Origin of the sequence: Methylocaldum szegediense, assembly GCF_949769195.1 — a bacterium.
Classification (GTDB): domain Bacteria; phylum Pseudomonadota; class Gammaproteobacteria; order Methylococcales; family Methylococcaceae; genus Methylocaldum; species Methylocaldum szegediense.
The window spans coordinates 628,859-645,949 of sequence record NZ_OX458333.1 but is presented as its reverse complement, the minus strand read 5'-3'; the positions used below and the strand labels follow the sequence as shown (position 1 = coordinate 645,949).

Below are 17,091 nucleotides of genomic sequence, written 5' to 3'. Positions count from 1 at the left end.
TCGTGCTCAGTACGCCAGGATTTATGAAGATATCAAAACTGATCGAGTTCCGGAGATTTCTTCACACACGCTCGCATGTGGTTGGCGCCGTCGGAAGCTCGGAACGACCGCTTTTTTGGAATCCCTTTTCAACCGGAAATTTGAACGCCGCAAGCCACCGCTTCACCACCCGTCGCGTTCCGGCAAGCAAGGCCGACTCAAGGAGCCAGTCAAGCTGACCGCCTTTCGGTTCAATCCCGGCTTCCGATTCAGTTTCTCCGATGTTCAAGGTTCAGGTCAGAAAGCGACGGAGTCCACTTCGCCCTACCCATCCTCTTATAACCGGCTACCGCTAATAGCGCTCTTATTCCATTCGGCATTCGAGTGAACATGAATCGTAGGCTGGGTTAGCCCTTCGACGGAGCTCAGGACGGACTCAGCGTAACCCACCGATTCGAGGTCGGTCCGTGGGTTACGGCCTCGCGGCCTAACCCGCCCTACAAAAATGAATGCCTTATTGAACGCGATTTGGAATTACATCAATTGTCGTAGACAAGCCGCGACACCCGCATTGGCATCGAGGTTCAGGCGAGCCACGTTCCGATACCAGTGATCCGATGCCAGGATTTCATTTACCGCCCCGGGAACGTCCGTTAGGGACCGAACGCGTTTAGCGATGCCGTTTTCCTCTGCCCAGCGGATGTTGTATTCGAAAAGTATGCGCATGGATGGATTATCCACGAGCACGAGCGGGACGCGGCAGGCTATGGCTTCATGAATGGAAATCGGGCCCGGTTTACCCACCATGACATCCGCAAGCCTCATGTATTCCGCAACCTTGGCGGTATATCCCACGATCAGCTTAGGCTTGCGCGATCGCCACTGATTCAGCGAGTCGTAAGCTGCCTTGTGGCAACCACAAATGGCGATCAGATTGCACGGAGTCGCCGAAGCATCCAAGCGTTGCACGATGTCGACCAGGTACCTTGAGCCTTGTCCGCCGAAGAAGACGAGGACTGTCGGAAGATCCCTTCGCAATCCCAATTCGTCGAGAGCATCCGCCGGATCGGTATCGATAGGTTCGAGAAAAGACGGGTGAACCGGCATACCCCGGAGCGGAAAGACCTGAGATTCCGGCACTCCGCTTTGCAAGGCCTGCTGCACGAGCCGCTCGGTGCCGCACAAGTAGTAGGACTTCAAGGATGGATCGAACCAGTACTGGCGGTAAAACTCTTCGAAATCGACCGGGATCGTCACGCAGCGCACTTCCGGGTTAATCTCGCGGGCGGCAGTAAACATGAGTCCGTTATACAAGGGGATCGTCGAGATCAACATATGCGGTGCCTGGTGCTGCCAAAACGCTGCAAGCCGCGGAGCCGCCGGCTGCATCAGGGTTATCAATCCCTTTCCCAGCGCGATGTATTGGCGCAAACCGACCAGCGTTTCCCATTTGAGGCCCGTGTTGTAGAGCGAAATACCCGCTCGGGTGAGCCCTGCCAACAAAGGAAAATGGGAAAAAATCAGGTCGGTGTTGACCGCTCTAACAGAGGCTTCGGAGAAGGCCCGTTTCAGTTCCGCCTCTAGAGCCCTGGCTACGCCTTTGTGGGCGCCTCCGCCATCGAAGTAAAGGATGTCGACTTTTTTGCCTTCGCCTTCCTTGATAACAGCTCTCTCCTGGACCGATGAAATTCCAATGGTTTTCGTCATGGGGCACCGTCCGCGTACTGGGTCTTGCGACCCGCGATTGAACTCCGATTTTGAACAGGAGTACGAAACGTCCAGGCCACTTCTCTTGCTATCTGCAAGGCGATCACGATGCCTTCTCGCAACACCGTACTTCCTATTCTGTGATTATGACCTCATGCGGTACGCTTCGTTTGCGCGAGCGTCTTGACGTGTGATTGCTCCAAGAAACGGCGGTTAAGCGCAGCAAGTGTGGGTGGCGGGCGGGTGGCTGTCCTAAGCTCCGTCGACGGGCCCGTCCTGAACGCGGTCGAGAGGCATGAACGGAAACAAATCAATCAGAGCTTTCCAAAACGACCGGAAGAACGGTATTCGGCCGATAAATCGGCCAAAGATGCGATAACGTTTCGCTGGCGTTCCGTCATCTCGCCCTGCGGGCGGCTTTCGTGTTCGCCGATTCACAGGACAGTTGGTCACGAAAAAGCAAACGCCAACATGCTGATTGAACCTAGCTCGATACCTTCGGTAATGAATTGGAGGTCGTCTCCAGGCCGGCGCGCGCCAAGGATGTACAACAGCGGCAAATAATGATCCGGCGTCGGCACGGCGAGCTTAGCGTCAGGCGTTAACCGCTCATAGTCGATCAATGCGTTATAGTCGCCGTTGACAAGACAGTCGCGCACACGCTCATCGAAACGCAATGCCCAGTCATAGGCCGGAGCGTCAGGGTCCCAGTTCACCGTTCGTAGATTGTGTACGGTATTGCCGCTGCCCATGATCAGCACACCTTCATCGCGCAATACGGCCAATTTCTGGCCAAGCTCATAATGAAACTCGGGCGGCATGCTCGCATCGATGCTCAACTGCACAACGGGAATTTCGGCCTTCGGGAAAACACGCGCGAGTACCGACCAGGCACCGTGATCCAGCCCCCGCTTCCGATCCAACGCGACAGCGAGCGGCGACAACAATTCCACGATGCGTTGCGCCAGTTCGGGCGAACCGGGCGCCGCGTATTCCACTTCGTACAAGGCTTTCGGAAAGCCGCCGAAATCATGAATCGTGGGTGGCGTGGCAGTAGCGGTGACAGCAGTGCCATGGATATACCAGTGGGCCGAAATGCAAAGCACGGCTGCCGGTGGGTGTTGAAGCGTCTGCCTTCCGAACGCTGCCCAGGCGTCGGTGTGCCTATTCTGCTGTAGCGTGTTCATCGGGCTGCCGTGACCGAAAAATACGGCGGGTTGTCGATGGTTCGTCATATTGCCGGACTCATGTGCATACTCGCAGGAAATTTCTTCCGTGTACGGGTGTTTCCCCGTCCTTCTTTGGACCTAGGTCTCAGAACAGGCGCTTCAAAGAAACCGGGCCTCCATAAGAAATGGGAAATGAAAACGCTGTAATGGTGAAAACACGCTATAAGTAGTGGGATAAACACGAAAAACCGATTTGATGTCCGCGTTGCGCCAGTGCTCGTCATTCCGGCAGGGATGCTGGAATCCACGCCATGGATGGTAGCCAAGAAAGGCTTCAACACAGTTCCTTCCTGTGCCCTGGAGGCCGGCATCCCCTGCCGGCGTGACGGTCGATACTCGACTGCATTGTGTAGGTCGTTGTCTGTCACGAAATGCCAATCACGTTTGTCCACAAATCGCGCCACTCCGAATTACTCGCTTCAATCAGTCCGATCTTCGCAGCTCGAGGCCATTTCTTGATGAGCTTTTCTCGGAGAATGGCGGTCTCCATTCGTTCGTGCAGCTCGAACCAGACCAACATGTGCACCCTATATTTGTTGGTAAAGCCCTCCACAAGGCCATTGCGATGTTGGAACGCTCGTCGAACAAGTTTCGAAGTGACACCAACATAGAGGGTTCCGTTGACGTCGACACTGTTCCGTCGCCTGCCATCCTGGACGCTGGATTCCGGCGTCCCTGCTGGAATGACGTTCAAATCGGCTTCAGAAATCGGGCTTGTTTGAGCGCTTTCGCTTTGCTTGTTTGGCATAACCCGCTGTGGAAATCATTTACCGACACGTACGTCTTCTCAGTCCCGTTTGGGAGCGCAGATCGTTATTCGAAGGGTTAGACCCAAGCGATCGAGCGACCCGAGTGTCGAACCTTAACCCTCAGCCGCCACAAAGGCCGTACCGCAGGGCGGATCGGTGTATCCGTGCGATCTGCTCTTTCGAGGTCTGCGACGGGTTACGGCGTCCTCCGCCCTGGCTAATTTCGCTTTCCCACGGTTGCCTTTCACCCAAAAGTGAAAACGCTTTAAAAGCGCCGATGCTCGAAAACTAAGTACACGAAAACGGCCATCAGGGAGTAATGGTCAAATTTTGTGTATGGGGAGTTGATCAGGCGGCGACTTTCTCGGCGTCTTCCTGAACGCCGTCCTTGAACACGACTCCCTCAAGGACCTGAGCCAGCCGCGGAACTCCATTCAATCTCCGCCAGTGTCGCTCGGCGCTTTTCACCAGCATGAACACCATCGCGAGAATACTTCCCCGTGACACGCAGCCTCGCGTTTTAGCGGTTCTGAGCCTCACCGTGGCAAAGGTGGATTCGATCGGATTGGTGGTCCTCAGGTGAATCCAATGCTCTGCCGGAAAAGCATAGAACGCCAACAGCGTCTCCCGATCCTTTTCCAGGCACGCCACCGCCTTGGGATACTTAGGCCGATACACCTCGACGAAGTGATTAAACGCGTTCTCCGCTTCCTGCCGGGTGGCGGCCATCCAGATCTCGTGCAACGCCGCTTTGGCTTTGGGCTGTTGGCTCTTCGGCAGCTTATTGAGCACATTCGCCGTCTTATGGACCCAACAGCGTTGGCCACGGGTGGTCCCGTACACCTGCGGTAAGGCTTTCCAGAAGCCTAAGGCGCCATCGCCGATGGCCAGGTGCGGATCAAGGGTGAGACCCCGGGCTTTGAGATCCAACAGCACCTCGCGCCAGGACGGTTCGCTCTCCCGATAGCCATCAGCCAACGCCAGCAACTCCTTCTTGCCGTCCGCCGTAGCCCCTATCACCACCAGAATGCACTGCGCCGCATCCTCCAGCCGCACCCCGAAATGAATGCCATCTACCCAGAGATACACATAACGCCGGTTCGACAAATCCCGCCGCGACCAACGCTGATGCTCGTCCTTCCAGACCTCTTTCAAGCGGCTGATCGTACTCGCCGACAGCCCCGGCGCCTCCCGCCCTAACAGCACCGTCAGCGCCTCCTGAACATCCCCGGTCGAGATCCCTTTCAAGTACAACCACGGCAATAACGCCTCAAGGCTCTGGGGGCGCCGAAGGTACGGCGGCAAAATCGCCGAGGTCAACCGGATCGCCTTCGACCGATCTCGCACCCGCGGCACCTTGACCTCGATAGGACCCACACCGGTCTGGATGGACCGCGTCGGTAGATGACCGTTCCGCACCACCCGCTTGGCGCCCATCCGCCGTTTTCTCGTCCTTGAATCGCTCCAGAAAGGCGGCCACCTCCGCTTCGATCGCCGCCGCCAGCATCCGCTGGGCGCCTTCCCGTAACAACTCCGTTAAGGCATCCGCCACGGGAGCTGGTGCCCCTGGATTCTTCAACGGAATGATCTTATCGTCACTCATGGCGTATTCGCTCCTCTTGTAGGAAGGGATGACTTCGAAGACCATCCAGAATACGCCGCCTATCTCAATCCCTCATCCACAACTTTCGAGCATAACTCGAGACCTGGCGCAGCAAGCGTCCTTGATCGTCGCCATTTGGGGAAACTCAGGGGCGTTTCGAAACCGGGCTTATGAAGTTGTCAAAATGTTTCCTGAGTTGAGGTGTTTACGCGTAACCGGAGCGGGTCAACCGCACCATGCAAGAGGTCTTCCGAATGGTCTGCTTCCAATCCCATACCGTTGCTAACACGTCGCTCCGGGCGACGTCAGGTCGCGATGCGGTCTTCCTCGGCTGAGTTTGGCGTTAGAGAGCACTATGGACGATAGCCAATACGTTGGGTGCGGCATCCATGGCAGGCGCGTTGCCACGTATGTTTGCCAGCACATTGTTCAAACGCTAAGGGACGGCCAGCCCCGCGGATTCTGGCCTGCTGAAGCTGAAGCCGGCGAGTTATACCCTGATTCATGGTGCACCGAGTGTGAAGCGGTGCTGAATGAGGCCGGTGAGTGGAATGACGAGACAGAAGCAAAGGCAGGGGTTACGCTCACTCGTAGTGCTTGTTACGAGAGGGCAAAAGCTTTAAACGAGGGTGGCGCAAGCCCGGATATTTCATCATGAGGAGGGTCGGCACAGCGTTGAAACCCGCATTAAATCAGGTTGCGAAACAGATTTTGTGGGGAGCTGTGCCGATGCCAAATTGTACCGCTGATGAGATGACATTTAGATGCCTGGGACGGCGGGTCATCAAAGCCAATTTCCGGGGTGGAGCGATCCGTTCCGATGGCGGACTCGTGCTCTTGCGGCAGTTGGATCGACGCCTTGGCTTATCGAAGGCGGTAGCGCAGGCGTTGAACGATCCGAGGGCTCCGAACCGCATCACACATGCCCTGCAAGACCTGGTCGCCCAACGGCTTTAGGGTCTGTGTTGCGGCTATGAGGACCTCAATGATCATGACCGGGGGTGTCAAAATCACGTACTACCCGCATAGCGGGTAGTTTGAGGAAGCCCCCTTATAAGGGGGCACCGAGCCTACCGGATGTTTTGACGTTACAGTGCCAAATTCATCTGCTCTTCTTTCTTTTCGCGCTCTTCCTGGGATCGGATGTAATTCCGAATCATCGCCTCATCGAGACCCACCGTGCTCACACAGTACCCGCGCGCCCAGAAATTGAGCGCCACAAAATTGCGTTTCCGTCCGTACCGCTGGTGAATCAGGATCGCCGACTTCCCTTTCAGCTTGCCGATCGTATTTGCCACACTGTACTTCGGCGGAATCCCTAAACACATATGCATGTGATCCGGCATCACGTGCCCCTCCACCAAATCAATGCCGAATCGCCGGCAGAGCTCTTTTAAAATCAAGCCAATATCACGCCGAAGCAGGCCAAACATTGATTTGCGACGATACTTCGGCACAATGACCACGTGGTATCGGCAATACCACGTGACATGAGATTGGTTTTGCCATTCTCTCATCTCGATTTCTCCTCTTGTGGACTGGGTAGGCCCAGATAGAGGAGAAATCACCTACAACCCTCGTCGCAATCCCACTCGAGGGCAGAGCCTTGGTTATTCTCACCGCCACAGGCGGTGGCTTAGCGTTGGAGTTAACTGTGTAACCGGGGTTAGTTCATAGGGTAACTCGATTACCAAAGAGGATCACGAAGTGGTTCAACGCCCGTTTCCAATCCTGGATCGGCAGGGTCCATTTCTTCTCGATCCGCTGCAGTCCCAGATACAGGGAGGGTGTAAAAAGAACTGTGTAACTGGTTGGTAAAATCAGCCAGAAAAAGAGACTCAAACATGACCCGTGACACAGCCAAACAAGACGCCTTATTGGATGAATTGCTCAAAGGCTATACGAATCCGAAAGACCTTCTGGGGGAACACGGTTTGCTCAAACAGCTGACCAAACGCCTGGTGGAACGGGCGTTGGAAGCCGAAATGACGGCCCATTTGGGGTAGCGGCGCGTGCCCTGGAAGTGCGCGGCAGTGGCAACTCCCGCAACGGCAAGTCGGCGAAGACGATTCAAACGGAAACCGGACCCTTGGCGATTGAGGTCCCGCGGGATCGCAACGGAGACTTCGAGCCGCAACTGGTTTCCAAGCGCCAACGCCGGCTCGAAGGATTTGATGAGAAGGTTCTGGCGCTGTATGCGCGGGGCTTATCCACCCGTGGTATTCAGGGGCATCTGGAAGAACTGTATGGCGTGGAAGTCTCGCCGACGCTGATCTCCAACGTGACCGAATCGGTGTTGGCGGACGTGAAGGCATGGCAGAGCCGGCCCTTGGCGTCGGTGTATCCGATCCTGTATTTCGACGCTTTGATCGTCAAATCACGCGAAGCGGGACCGGTCAAGAACAAGGCGGTCTATCTCGCTTTGGGCGTCAATCTGCAAGGCGAAAAGGAGCTGCTGGGCCTTTGGATCGCGGACACAGAAGGCGCCAAGTTCTGGCTGTCGGTCTTTACCGAGTTGAAGAACCGAGGCGTTCAGGATGGCTTTATCGCCTGTGTCGACGGCCTCAAGGGACTGCCGGAAGCGATTGAAACCGTGTTTCCCAACATCCAGGTCCAACGGTGCCTCGTCCATCAGGTGCGCCACAGCCTGCAGTATGTCACCTGGAAGGAGCGCAAGGCGGTGGCGAAAGACCTGCGGGCGATTGATGGCGCCGCGACCTTGACCGAGGCCGAAGCTGCCCTGGCGCGGTTTGCGGACACCTGGGACGCGAAGTACCCAGCCATCAGCCAAAGCTGGCGGGCGGATTGGACGCGCTTGACTGTGTTTTTCGATGATCCGCCGGAGATCCGCAAAGTGCTGTAGACCACCAACGCGATCGAATCACTCAACTTCAGCCTGCGCAAGCTGCTCAAGACCCGCGGCGCGTTTCCGAACGATGAGGCGATTCTGAAAGTCCTGTATCTGGGACTGCAGCGGATCGAGAAGAAATGGACCCTGCCGATCCAGGATTGGAAACGGGCGTTGAACCACTTCGTGATCCTCTTTGGTAATCGAGTTACCCTATGAACTAACCCCAGTTACACAGTTAACTTGACACCCCCGGCGATTCTGAAAGTCCTGTATCGACGGCGTTCAGGAAGACGTCGAGAAAGTCGCCGCCTGATCAGCTCCGGATACACAACATTTTGACCATTACTCCGATCCGTCGACCATAACTCGAGCCTTGACCAAGATATGGCGCTGCGCTTTCGAAACGGAACGCAGCCGCGTCAACTCATCATAGAAACTTCCGAGTTAGCGTTATCCTGACCTAAAGACGATTTTTATGACCCCATCAAACCCAGCCTTACAACGCATCCCTGTTACCCCCAACTTTCGGGGCGGTCTGTACCAAAGGACGTCCCAATTGCACCGTAGACCCCACGGTTGATACCTTGAACTCTGTCGTTTAACTCTTTGCTTTCTGTCTGTCACTCCTCTCAATGCACGGGCGCGACTGCTTTACTAAATATTCCCCTCAGGCATCGCATGTTGGGACGGACAATGCGGATAAGAGTGACGTTGCCCTGCGTGCAATTTAAAATGACAAAATTTGTACGATAAATGAAATCGCATCGCCACGATGCGCGTTGGAGGACCACAAAAATGGGTTTTTTCCCAGTATTTCTGTCAGTTGTATATGTCGTGCGCAACCAAGCCCAGCAGCTTGAAAGCATTATTCAGTATGCCTCCGCTCAATTGACATCGCTCGTCATCGATTATGAGCTGATCATTGTTGACAACGCATCCGATGATGACAGCGTCAACGTTCTAAAAAGCCTGACAGGTCCTTCGGGCTATCCAAACTTGCAGGTCTATGCCCTTACGAAGGAAGTTGACAGCGACACGGCTTCATGGGTAGGACTCGAGAATGCGCTGGGTGATTTCATCGTTATAATCGATCCCCTGCTTGATGATATTGGTTTCTTACCCGAAATGCTCAAGAAAGCGGTTACTGGAGCCGATGTTGTTTTTGCAAATAACCGGCAGAAGCCGCGCCAAAGTTTTGCTTATCGCACGGCTTATACAGCCTTTAATCTCTTGTACAAATCACTTAACGGGATACATCTTGCTAAAGAAGCGCCTCAGTACAGGCTATTGAGCAAGCGGGTCGTAAACTTTATTCTTCAGCACCCGCAGCCCGCCGTAACCTACCGGCACTTACCGGCCACCGGTGGTTTTGCGCGCGTCAACATGGAATACAGCGCTAAACCGCGTGCAACGAAGACCAAGAAATTGGGGGAAAGCATCGACCGAGGAATGCGTCTCCTTGTGTCAACGACACAAGCGCCGATGCGACTTGTGACATCACTGTCCTTGTTTGGAGCCGCTGCGAACTTGCTTTATTCGGTCTATGTTCTTGCAGTCGGCATTTTCAAAACTGACGTTGCACCCGGCTGGGTGAGCCTGTCTTTGCAGCAATCAGGCATGTTTTTCTTGATCTCGTTAGTGCTTTTGGTGCTAGGCGAATACATATTGCATATGGCCAGCCTTAGCAATGAAGGTCCGCTGTATCACGTTGGCCAGGAATTCACGAGTATGCGCATGACCCACAGGGAGAAGCTGAATATTGAAGACGTTTCGTCATCATCAACCAAAGCCTCGCACCATTCAGGTCAGCTTGTTACGTGACCGTGCGACAGAGCACTGTAGATGCGGTTATCATTGGCGGTGGCTTCTACGGATCTTCAATTGCGATTTACCTTGTTAAGACCCGTGGATTGCGTCGAGTGATCCTGCTTGAACGGGAGCCTTGGCTTCTGACTCGTGCGTCGTACAACAACCAGGCGCGCGTACACAGCGGATACCACTACCCTAGAAGCTTCACTACAGCTTTTCGCAGTCGTGTCAATTTACCCCGCTTCGTACGCGATTGGCCGCAAGCCATTAAACAGGATTTTGTAAAGCTTTACGCTATTGCAAGGCGTAACTCGAAGGTGACTGCCAAGCAATTCGAACGCTTTTGTCATCAGATTGGAGCAGAACTCAAACCGGCAAAAGCTGAATTAAAACAGCTTTTCGAGCCTCGGCTGATTGAAGATGTTTTTCTCGTCGAGGAGTATGCCTTCGACTCAACGCGACTCGCCGAGTGGGCAGTTAGAGAACTTAAGTATGCCGGCGTCGACGTGCGCTTTTCAACCCGCGCGACAGCGATTTTCCGCTCAGAGGCAGACAACAATTTGACAGTAGCCATCCAGCCAGAGTCAGGAGGTGCTTCGTCAATCACCTGTAAATACGTCTTCAACTGTACCTATAGCGGACTGAATCAGTTTTCAGGCGACTTCCCTCGCACCCAAACTGAGCTTAAGCAAGAGGTGACCGAAATAGCCCTTATGCAAGTGCCCGAGGTGCTCAAAGAGCTTGGAATCACGGTCATGGACGGGCCATTTTTTTCGATGATGCCGTTTCCTGCTCGTGGCCTGCACACACTGTCGCACGTTCGTTACACGCCGCACTTTTGCTGGAAGGACGAACCAGGGATTGATCCATACAAGAAGCTCGATGAATACGATCAGGCTACACGGGTTGATCGAATGGTCCGGGATGCAGGCCGGTACCTCCCAGCCATACGCAATGCCAAATATATTGCTTCGCTTTTCGAAGTTAAAACCGTTTTGGTCAAAAACGAGGGAGATGACGGCCGCCCGATTCTCTTCGAAAAGCATGAAAAGCTACCGGGCTGTTATTCGGTGCTAGGCGGAAAGATAGACAATATTTACGACATTCTTGAAAAACTCGAAACAGAAGAGTTTAAAAGTTCGCTGGAGTGACGATGGAAAACGCCCTAATTGGATTTTCTGGTTTTGTCGGAAGTACGCTTCTAAAGCAAGCGCATTTTACTGCGCTTTACCGTTCGACCAATATCCATGAAGTCGACAATCGTGAGTTCAATGTAGTGGTTTGTGCAGGAGCTCCCGCCCAGAAATGGATTGCCAATCGCGAGCCCGAAGTGGATCGAAAGAAGATTGACTCCCTAATCGACCACCTTCGAACCCTCAAGTGCAAAACATTCATATTGATTAGCACCGTCGATGTATTCAAAACTCCGGTTGGAGTTGATGAATCTACTCCGGTCAACGAAGCGGGCTTGCATCCCTACGGACTTCATCGTCGACTCCTCGAAAAATTTGTGGAACAGCATTTTCCCCGCCATCTGATCGTCCGCTTGCCAGGGTTGGTTGGTCCCGGTTTACGCAAGAACGTGATCTTTGACTTTCTTAATCACAATAATCTTCACGCAATCGAAAGTAGAGCGATCTTCCAGTTTTACCCTATGGTCAATCTTTGGTACGACATCCAGATGGCACTAGACGCCCGCCTATCTCTTGTGCATCTTACCGCCGAACCGATCAGCGTTGCCGACGTTTCTCTGATGGGTTTCGGCAAGCCGTTCACACATTCGCTTCCGAACACTCCCGCTCGTTACGATATGCAAACTCGATATGCAGAGGCATTCGGCGTTTCAGGCCGTTATCAATACAGTGCGCGTGAATCGATCTTGGCCATCCGCAGCTATGCCCAATCAGAACCTATTACTTTGAAGGGTGAAACTGGAGCAGCGTCGTGAGGCTTGCGATATCGAACATTGCCTGGGACATTTCCGAAGATCTAGCCGTCGCACAACTCCTGAATAAATTCGGCGTAGATGCGATCGATGTTGCGCCCGGTAAATACTTCGCCAATCCAGCAGAGACTAAGGACGAGGACATTGCAAAGGTCAAGCAATGGTGGGCTGATCACGGTATCGAGATCACCGGTATGCAAGCCCTGTTGTTTGGTACGACAGGGTTGAATGTATTTGGCGACAACAAAAGCCAGCAAGCGATGCTAGATCATCTGCGAGCGGTGTGCCGTATCGGTGCGGGTCTTGGTGCGACCCGATTGGTATTTGGCTCACCCAAAAACCGAGATCGCTCCGGCTTGGGCGATGCCCAAGCATTAGAGCAAGCAGTCAAGTTTTTCCTGCGTCTCGGTGATGCCGCGCAGGAGCATGGCGTCATTGTGTGCCTGGAGCCTAATCCAACCCGATACGGCGCGAACTTTATGACCAACAGTGTAGAGACAGCCCAGGTCGTAACCGCGGTCGGTCACAGTGCTATCCGAATGCAGTTCGACACCGGGTCCTTAACGATTAATGGAGAATCTCCCAAAGCGGTACTGAAGAATTGCGCCGGCTTGATAGGCCATGTGCATGCGAGCGAGCCGGATCTGAAGCCACTCGGCGATGGCGGCACTGATCATCGGCTTATGCACGAAGCGCTCCTGCAATACCTTCCTCAGCACGTGGTTTCAATTGAGATGGTGGCCACAAACGAAGAGCCTCATCTCCAGTCCATCGAACGAGCTTTGTCTTGTGCTGTTGAGTGCTACAGATCAGCACAAGGTGCTGCCACATGAAATGGTTAATCTTGGTGCTTGGCATCGCCGCTAATGCGTCCGCCAGCATCATGGTCAAGATCGCCATGATGCCTCCCAGGAAGTTTCCTTCCTTAACAGATCCCCTGGCGGCCTTAAGCAACTGGCCCTTCTGGTTAGGCTTAGGTCTATACGGTGCCGCATTCCTCCTTTACGCCGCTGCATTGGCAAGGCTACCGCTCAATGTCGCTCACCCTGTATTGACTTCTGGAGCAGTGGCGTCTGTCGCGCTTTGTTCCGCTTTGATCTTTCGTGAGTCATTTCACTGGACAACAGGTGCCGGCATCTTTCTCGTGATTGTGGGCGTGGCACTGATCACCGCTCGGGTTACATGACCAAGTGAATACAACACAAGAAATTTCTCCAAGAGACCGCGCCGAGTGGCAAGTGCCTGCTATGGAGGTGCCACTGTGGTTCGGCAAGCAACATTCCTACTGTGTCGTAATCCCCGTGATTAACGAAGGTGAGCGAATAAAGACCTTCCTCAAACGGATGAAAGCTAACCAAATTACTGCAATCGCGGACATCATTATCGTCGATGGCGGCAGCACGGACGGTTCCCTGAAACTCGATATGTTGCAGCAAATGGGCGTTAAAGCGCTTCTCGTCAAAACTGGCCCGGGAAAACTGAGCGCCCAGCTAAGATGCGCCTATGCTTTTGCCCTCGATCACGGCTACAACGGTATAGTCACTATCGATGGCAACGACAAAGATGATCCGGGAGCGATACCGCAATTCATCCAGGCTCTAGAAGATGGAGTTGATTTTGTACAAGCATCTCGCTTTTTACCCGGCGGTATGGGAGTGAACACGCCAAAGCTTCGACAATTTGCAATCCGGTATATCCATGCGCCCTGCCTAAGTCTCGCATCAGGGTTTAAATGGACAGACACGACGCAAGGGTTCCGAGCATACAGTCGCAGGATGCTGCTAGACCCCGGAATTGCTCCATTTCGAGATATTTTTGTCACCTATGAACTTCTCGCCTACTTGTCATACCGGGCGCCTAAGCTCGGCTATGTGTGTAAAGAGCTGCCGACAATCAGGCGATATCCCCCCGGGCCGATTCCTACCAAAATAACTGGCATTGGGGGAACTTTATCCGTTCTAAAAACACTTCTTTTATCATCCTTTGGTCGTTTTAACCCAAAAACAGCAACAGGACCTAATCGCACGTCTCGATAATGAATACTAAAAAATTCACTGCGACAACCTCTGCACTGGTTCTTGGAGCAACGCTTTTTATCGCCGCGCTTAAGCTAAAGATTACCCCGCATTATAGTGATTTTCTCGTCGGCCGGATCGCATGGGATGCCGGAACTAAAATTCAAGATTTAATAGCGTGGCCCGCTTTTATCCTAGCTTCCTTTTTTGGCTCTCTTGCCCTATCAAAAATAGCTTCCAGTATACGCGAAGGCCATAGCTGCGAGGTCTTCTTCGGCTTCCTGAAACAACTAGTTTTATGGTCTCTCCCATTTTACGCTACCGTCGGATCCCTTTTTTTAGGTCCGACGTTAGACACTAAACCGATATTTATTTCCGCGCTCGGATTAACTTCTATTGCCGTTATTGCTTTTTTCAATCGGAAAAATAAAGGTAAATTCGACCCGGACTTTTGCGGCGCGATTCTATTATCGATAGTTTTAATTTCTCTTATACCCATTGAGATCGCAATCCTTTTAAGCAGGGTCCCTATGAGCTTAGTGGGTAATTTAAGAGTCGTTTCTCCTTTCAAGGTCAGCTCTTTCTTGATTGTCATTGGATTCCTCGCGGGAACACTCGCGCTCATAAAGTACCGTAGTAGCCCACACCCTGGTTTTATAAAACTTTTCTTTGCGGGACAGATTGGGCTCCCGTTTTTTTTCTTGACACTGTACCCATCAAGGATTTTACTGCCGTCAGGCGCTATTGTGAAATATAACACAACTATTTATTTGAAGGCTTTAATCGTCGCTTTTATTATTTATGGAACCTATGACGTGTTAAAGCGTTTCCGACCAAACCTTCGAGATAGAGATTGGAGGAGATTATTTTCGCCTTTTGCGCTTTTCGGACTTCTTGTTGGCTTAAAAACAGGCGTTACCATAACGCCCAAAATTAGTGCTGATGACTATCATTTTGGCGAGCATCTAATCGGCTACTGGAGTTATTCGCACGGCTTCATCCCCTATGTTAATTATATACCTCCCCATGGGTTCATTGATGATGATTTGAGAGCTTTTTTTGCGTCCATATTCTATGACGGAACTGCTGCAAGTATTGGCGAGGCGGGACGGTCCGCCTTAGCCGTTCTTAGCCTTTTTTCTTTTATGTCAATTTATTATTTTACAGGAAACCTTATCCTCGCTTTTGTAGCTATTTTCCTGCTTGGCGGTCGTTTTAGTTGGTTCTTCCTTGTACCTTTTATCTGTCTATGGCTAAGCTCTATTTTGAGGGCTCAACCTGCCAAATGGCTCTCTGTTTGGATGCTCACGGCTCCTGTTGTCATTTTAGGCACACCAGCTCCGGGGCTGCTTTTGGTTGCGGCTTTTGGCTTTCTTGCTCTCAAAATGATATGGGACCAAATACGTATCGGCGACAAAGAGTCGTGGAGATGTCTAGGCCTAACTTTCGTCTCGCTGTTGTTCTTACTCACTACAACCTCCTTACTTACCATGCTAGCTGGCGCCATCCAATATGTGCTAGAAAATGGACCAATTAACCAGGTTACTTATGGTATACCATGGAGTCTTAGTTGGAATACATCAAGGCCATCTGGACTTGTTTTAGAAGTTATCAGAATGTCTTGGATTGCGATACCGCTCTCGTGCCTTTATGTTATATATAAGTATTGGCGAGACTTTAATGACTCCCGAAGCTCCTTTTATCATGCCATTATATTTCTTGTTTTTTTGCTTTTTTTAATTCCGTACTCTATGGGGCGACTTGATCCCGGTCACTTATCTAGACCCGGGCTAGTGTCTATTTTAGGTTGGACAGTACTATTTCCACTTTTAATATGGAACACATTAACGGATTACAATCGAGTGTTCGTGGTTTTATCTGTTGTATTCATGAGCTCCCTGCTCGGATTTAGATCTACTTCTTTATCCAGCCTTTTTTCAAGTGCAGCACAAACAGTTCGTTCCCCCACTTTAACGGATGCGACCAAGGCAGGACTACCTAATATTGGGCTTGCATACGTAGATAAAAATCAATGGAATCATATTAGTAGATTAAATGCTCTTATTAAATCGAAACTTTCTACAGATGAAACCTATCTAGACCTAACTTCCCGCAATGCGCACTATTTTTATTTAAATCGTTTACCACCATTACCAATTACCGCTCCTTATAATTTAGCTCCTCGAGAGCAACAAAAGCGCGCTATAGAAGCTTTAGCTGTTTCGCCCCCTAAAATCGCTCTTTTACAGGCAGACAACATTACTCATGATGGTGGTGGGCTTGCACTGCGTAATCCGTACCTATATAAATTTGTGATAAATAATTATATACCTAGAATGGAGAGCGGGTTTATTATTGGTTACAGGAACTCAGGTAAAGAAGAGCATGTTGATAATAAAATAACTGCTGAAATTCGAAATATAACTAACGAAGATTGGATTTACGGTTTTGGTCGACATGAGGCTGCGATAGTTTTAAGCGATCCTGTTCTTGTTTCAATGCTTAAGACTGGAAACCAGATTCGCTTTCCGGACGGTGAAACTCGAGTTATTAAACGAATTTCCGATAAGCAGCCAGTTGTTTGGCTTAGCGGCGATCAAATCCCCCCTCCTGACACTTCTGATCAGAACTTGGTCGATATAACTGTTTCGCCAAACGTTTGTCGAGAGTACACTGCTTCGCTTTTTCAGAGGTCATTTTCAGTTTCAGACCTTAAGAAGATACCGGTCTCATGGGGTAGGTCTGAAAAGTCACTACGAGCTAAAATGACCTCGATTCGAAATTTAGATGGAATATCTCCGAGAGTATTTGATGTTTCTTCTGAAAACGGCGTTTATGAGGTTAAAGGAAGCGATCCAAAAGTGATCTACGATATTTCCGATTTCGGCTTGTCCGGCCGTGATGCTGGATTGCTTAGATTTGATTTCAAATGCTTCGACCGCAAGGTCGAACCAAGAATACAGATATTTTGGTGGGGTGATGAACGCAAAGGCGCATTCGAAGAATCAAGCTTTAAATTTTCGGCTGAGAACGGAACTTTAATAGTTCCGCTTGATGCCTCCCCTTGGTGGTTAATTTTGCACAGAATAAAAGGAATCCGTTTTGATCTTGACAATCCGGCAGCTTGTCGCGCAATTAGCGTCAAGAACATAACTCTTTATCAGCGCCAGTTGTAGGCGCACCCTGGACCCGTGCTTGAATGGG

The 17,091-nt window shown here is 51.6% G+C and carries 13 protein-coding genes and 2 pseudogenes; 10 read left to right on the top strand and 5 right to left on the bottom strand.

The features are described from left to right. Positions 1–513 precede the first annotated feature (513 nt). From QEN43_RS02835 to QEN43_RS02820, 4 genes and pseudogenes are all read right to left on the bottom strand, one after another. Positions 514–1,686 (bottom strand): glycosyltransferase, encoded by a 1,173-nt coding sequence (locus tag QEN43_RS02835; RefSeq protein ID WP_026610292.1) that lies wholly within the window; start codon positions 1,684–1,686, stop codon positions 514–516. 449 nt (positions 1,687–2,135) lie between these two features. After that, a complete protein-coding gene (ygiD, locus tag QEN43_RS02830; protein ID WP_026610291.1) occupies positions 2,136–2,921 on the bottom strand; it encodes a 4,5-DOPA-extradiol-dioxygenase in 786 nt (261 codons plus the stop codon). Positions 2,922–3,279: 358 nt separating this feature from the next. Beyond that, positions 3,280–3,663: a GIY-YIG nuclease family protein gene (locus tag QEN43_RS02825; protein WP_084161905.1), complete on the bottom strand. Its 384-nt coding sequence runs from the start codon at positions 3,661–3,663 to the stop codon at positions 3,280–3,282. 349 nt (positions 3,664–4,012) lie between these two features. Continuing rightward, positions 4,013–5,267 (bottom strand): annotated as a pseudogene (locus QEN43_RS02820) (IS256 family transposase). A 28-nt stretch (positions 5,268–5,295) separates the two neighbouring features. On the opposite strand from QEN43_RS02820, the gene QEN43_RS21640 reads away from it, so the two are divergent. Together QEN43_RS21640 and QEN43_RS02815 are read left to right on the top strand one after the other, a co-directional pair. Next, positions 5,296–5,553 carry a DUF1643 domain-containing protein gene (locus QEN43_RS21640; RefSeq protein ID WP_396662282.1) on the top strand — a complete coding sequence of 86 codons (258 nt, stop codon included), beginning with the start codon at positions 5,296–5,298 and terminating at the stop codon, positions 5,551–5,553. 467 nt (positions 5,554–6,020) lie between these two features. Beyond that, positions 6,021–6,224, top strand: a complete 204-nt coding sequence (locus QEN43_RS02815; protein ID WP_317963686.1) for a transposase — start codon at positions 6,021–6,023, stop codon at positions 6,222–6,224. Positions 6,225–6,355: 131 nt separating this feature from the next. Here QEN43_RS02815 and tnpA read toward each other — a convergent pair whose 3' ends face one another. Continuing rightward, the gene (gene tnpA / locus QEN43_RS02810) at positions 6,356–6,784 is read right to left on the bottom strand and encodes an IS200/IS605 family transposase (protein ID WP_026610287.1); all 429 of its coding nucleotides are present in this window, start codon (positions 6,782–6,784) and stop codon (positions 6,356–6,358) included. 327 nt (positions 6,785–7,111) lie between these two features. Here tnpA and QEN43_RS02805 point away from each other — a divergent pair. The 8 genes and pseudogenes from QEN43_RS02805 to QEN43_RS02770 all read left to right on the top strand — a co-directional run bounded on the left by QEN43_RS02805 (position 7,112) and on the right by QEN43_RS02770 (position 17,063). Continuing rightward, positions 7,112–8,334 (top strand): annotated as a pseudogene (locus tag QEN43_RS02805) (IS256 family transposase). Positions 8,335–8,913: 579 nt separating this feature from the next. Next, positions 8,914–9,939 (top strand): glycosyltransferase, encoded by a 1,026-nt coding sequence (locus tag QEN43_RS02800; protein ID WP_026610286.1) that lies wholly within the window; start codon positions 8,914–8,916, stop codon positions 9,937–9,939. Continuing rightward, positions 9,936–11,078, top strand: coding sequence for an NAD(P)/FAD-dependent oxidoreductase (locus QEN43_RS02795; RefSeq protein ID WP_317963685.1), 1,143 nt, complete (start codon positions 9,936–9,938; stop codon positions 11,076–11,078). Before QEN43_RS02800 ends, QEN43_RS02795 begins: the two co-directional genes overlap by 4 nt. Positions 11,079–11,080: 2 nt before the next feature. Then, a complete protein-coding gene (locus QEN43_RS02790; RefSeq protein WP_317963684.1) occupies positions 11,081–11,875 on the top strand; it encodes an NAD-dependent epimerase/dehydratase family protein in 795 nt (264 codons plus the stop codon). Beyond that, positions 11,872–12,705 carry a sugar phosphate isomerase/epimerase family protein gene (locus tag QEN43_RS02785; RefSeq protein ID WP_026610284.1) on the top strand — a complete coding sequence of 278 codons (834 nt, stop codon included), beginning with the start codon at positions 11,872–11,874 and terminating at the stop codon, positions 12,703–12,705. Before QEN43_RS02790 ends, QEN43_RS02785 begins: the two co-directional genes overlap by 4 nt. Then, positions 12,702–13,058, top strand: coding sequence for an EamA family transporter (locus tag QEN43_RS02780; protein WP_026610283.1), 357 nt, complete (start codon positions 12,702–12,704; stop codon positions 13,056–13,058). The genes QEN43_RS02785 and QEN43_RS02780 overlap by 4 nt, the downstream gene beginning before the upstream one ends. 4 nt (positions 13,059–13,062) lie before the next feature. Continuing rightward, positions 13,063–13,908, top strand: a complete 846-nt coding sequence (locus QEN43_RS02775; protein ID WP_202901104.1) for a glycosyltransferase family 2 protein — start codon at positions 13,063–13,065, stop codon at positions 13,906–13,908. Continuing rightward, positions 13,908–17,063, top strand: coding sequence for a hypothetical protein (locus QEN43_RS02770; protein ID WP_317963683.1), 3,156 nt, complete (start codon positions 13,908–13,910; stop codon positions 17,061–17,063). Before QEN43_RS02775 ends, QEN43_RS02770 begins: the two co-directional genes overlap by 1 nt. Positions 17,064–17,091 lie beyond the last annotated feature (28 nt).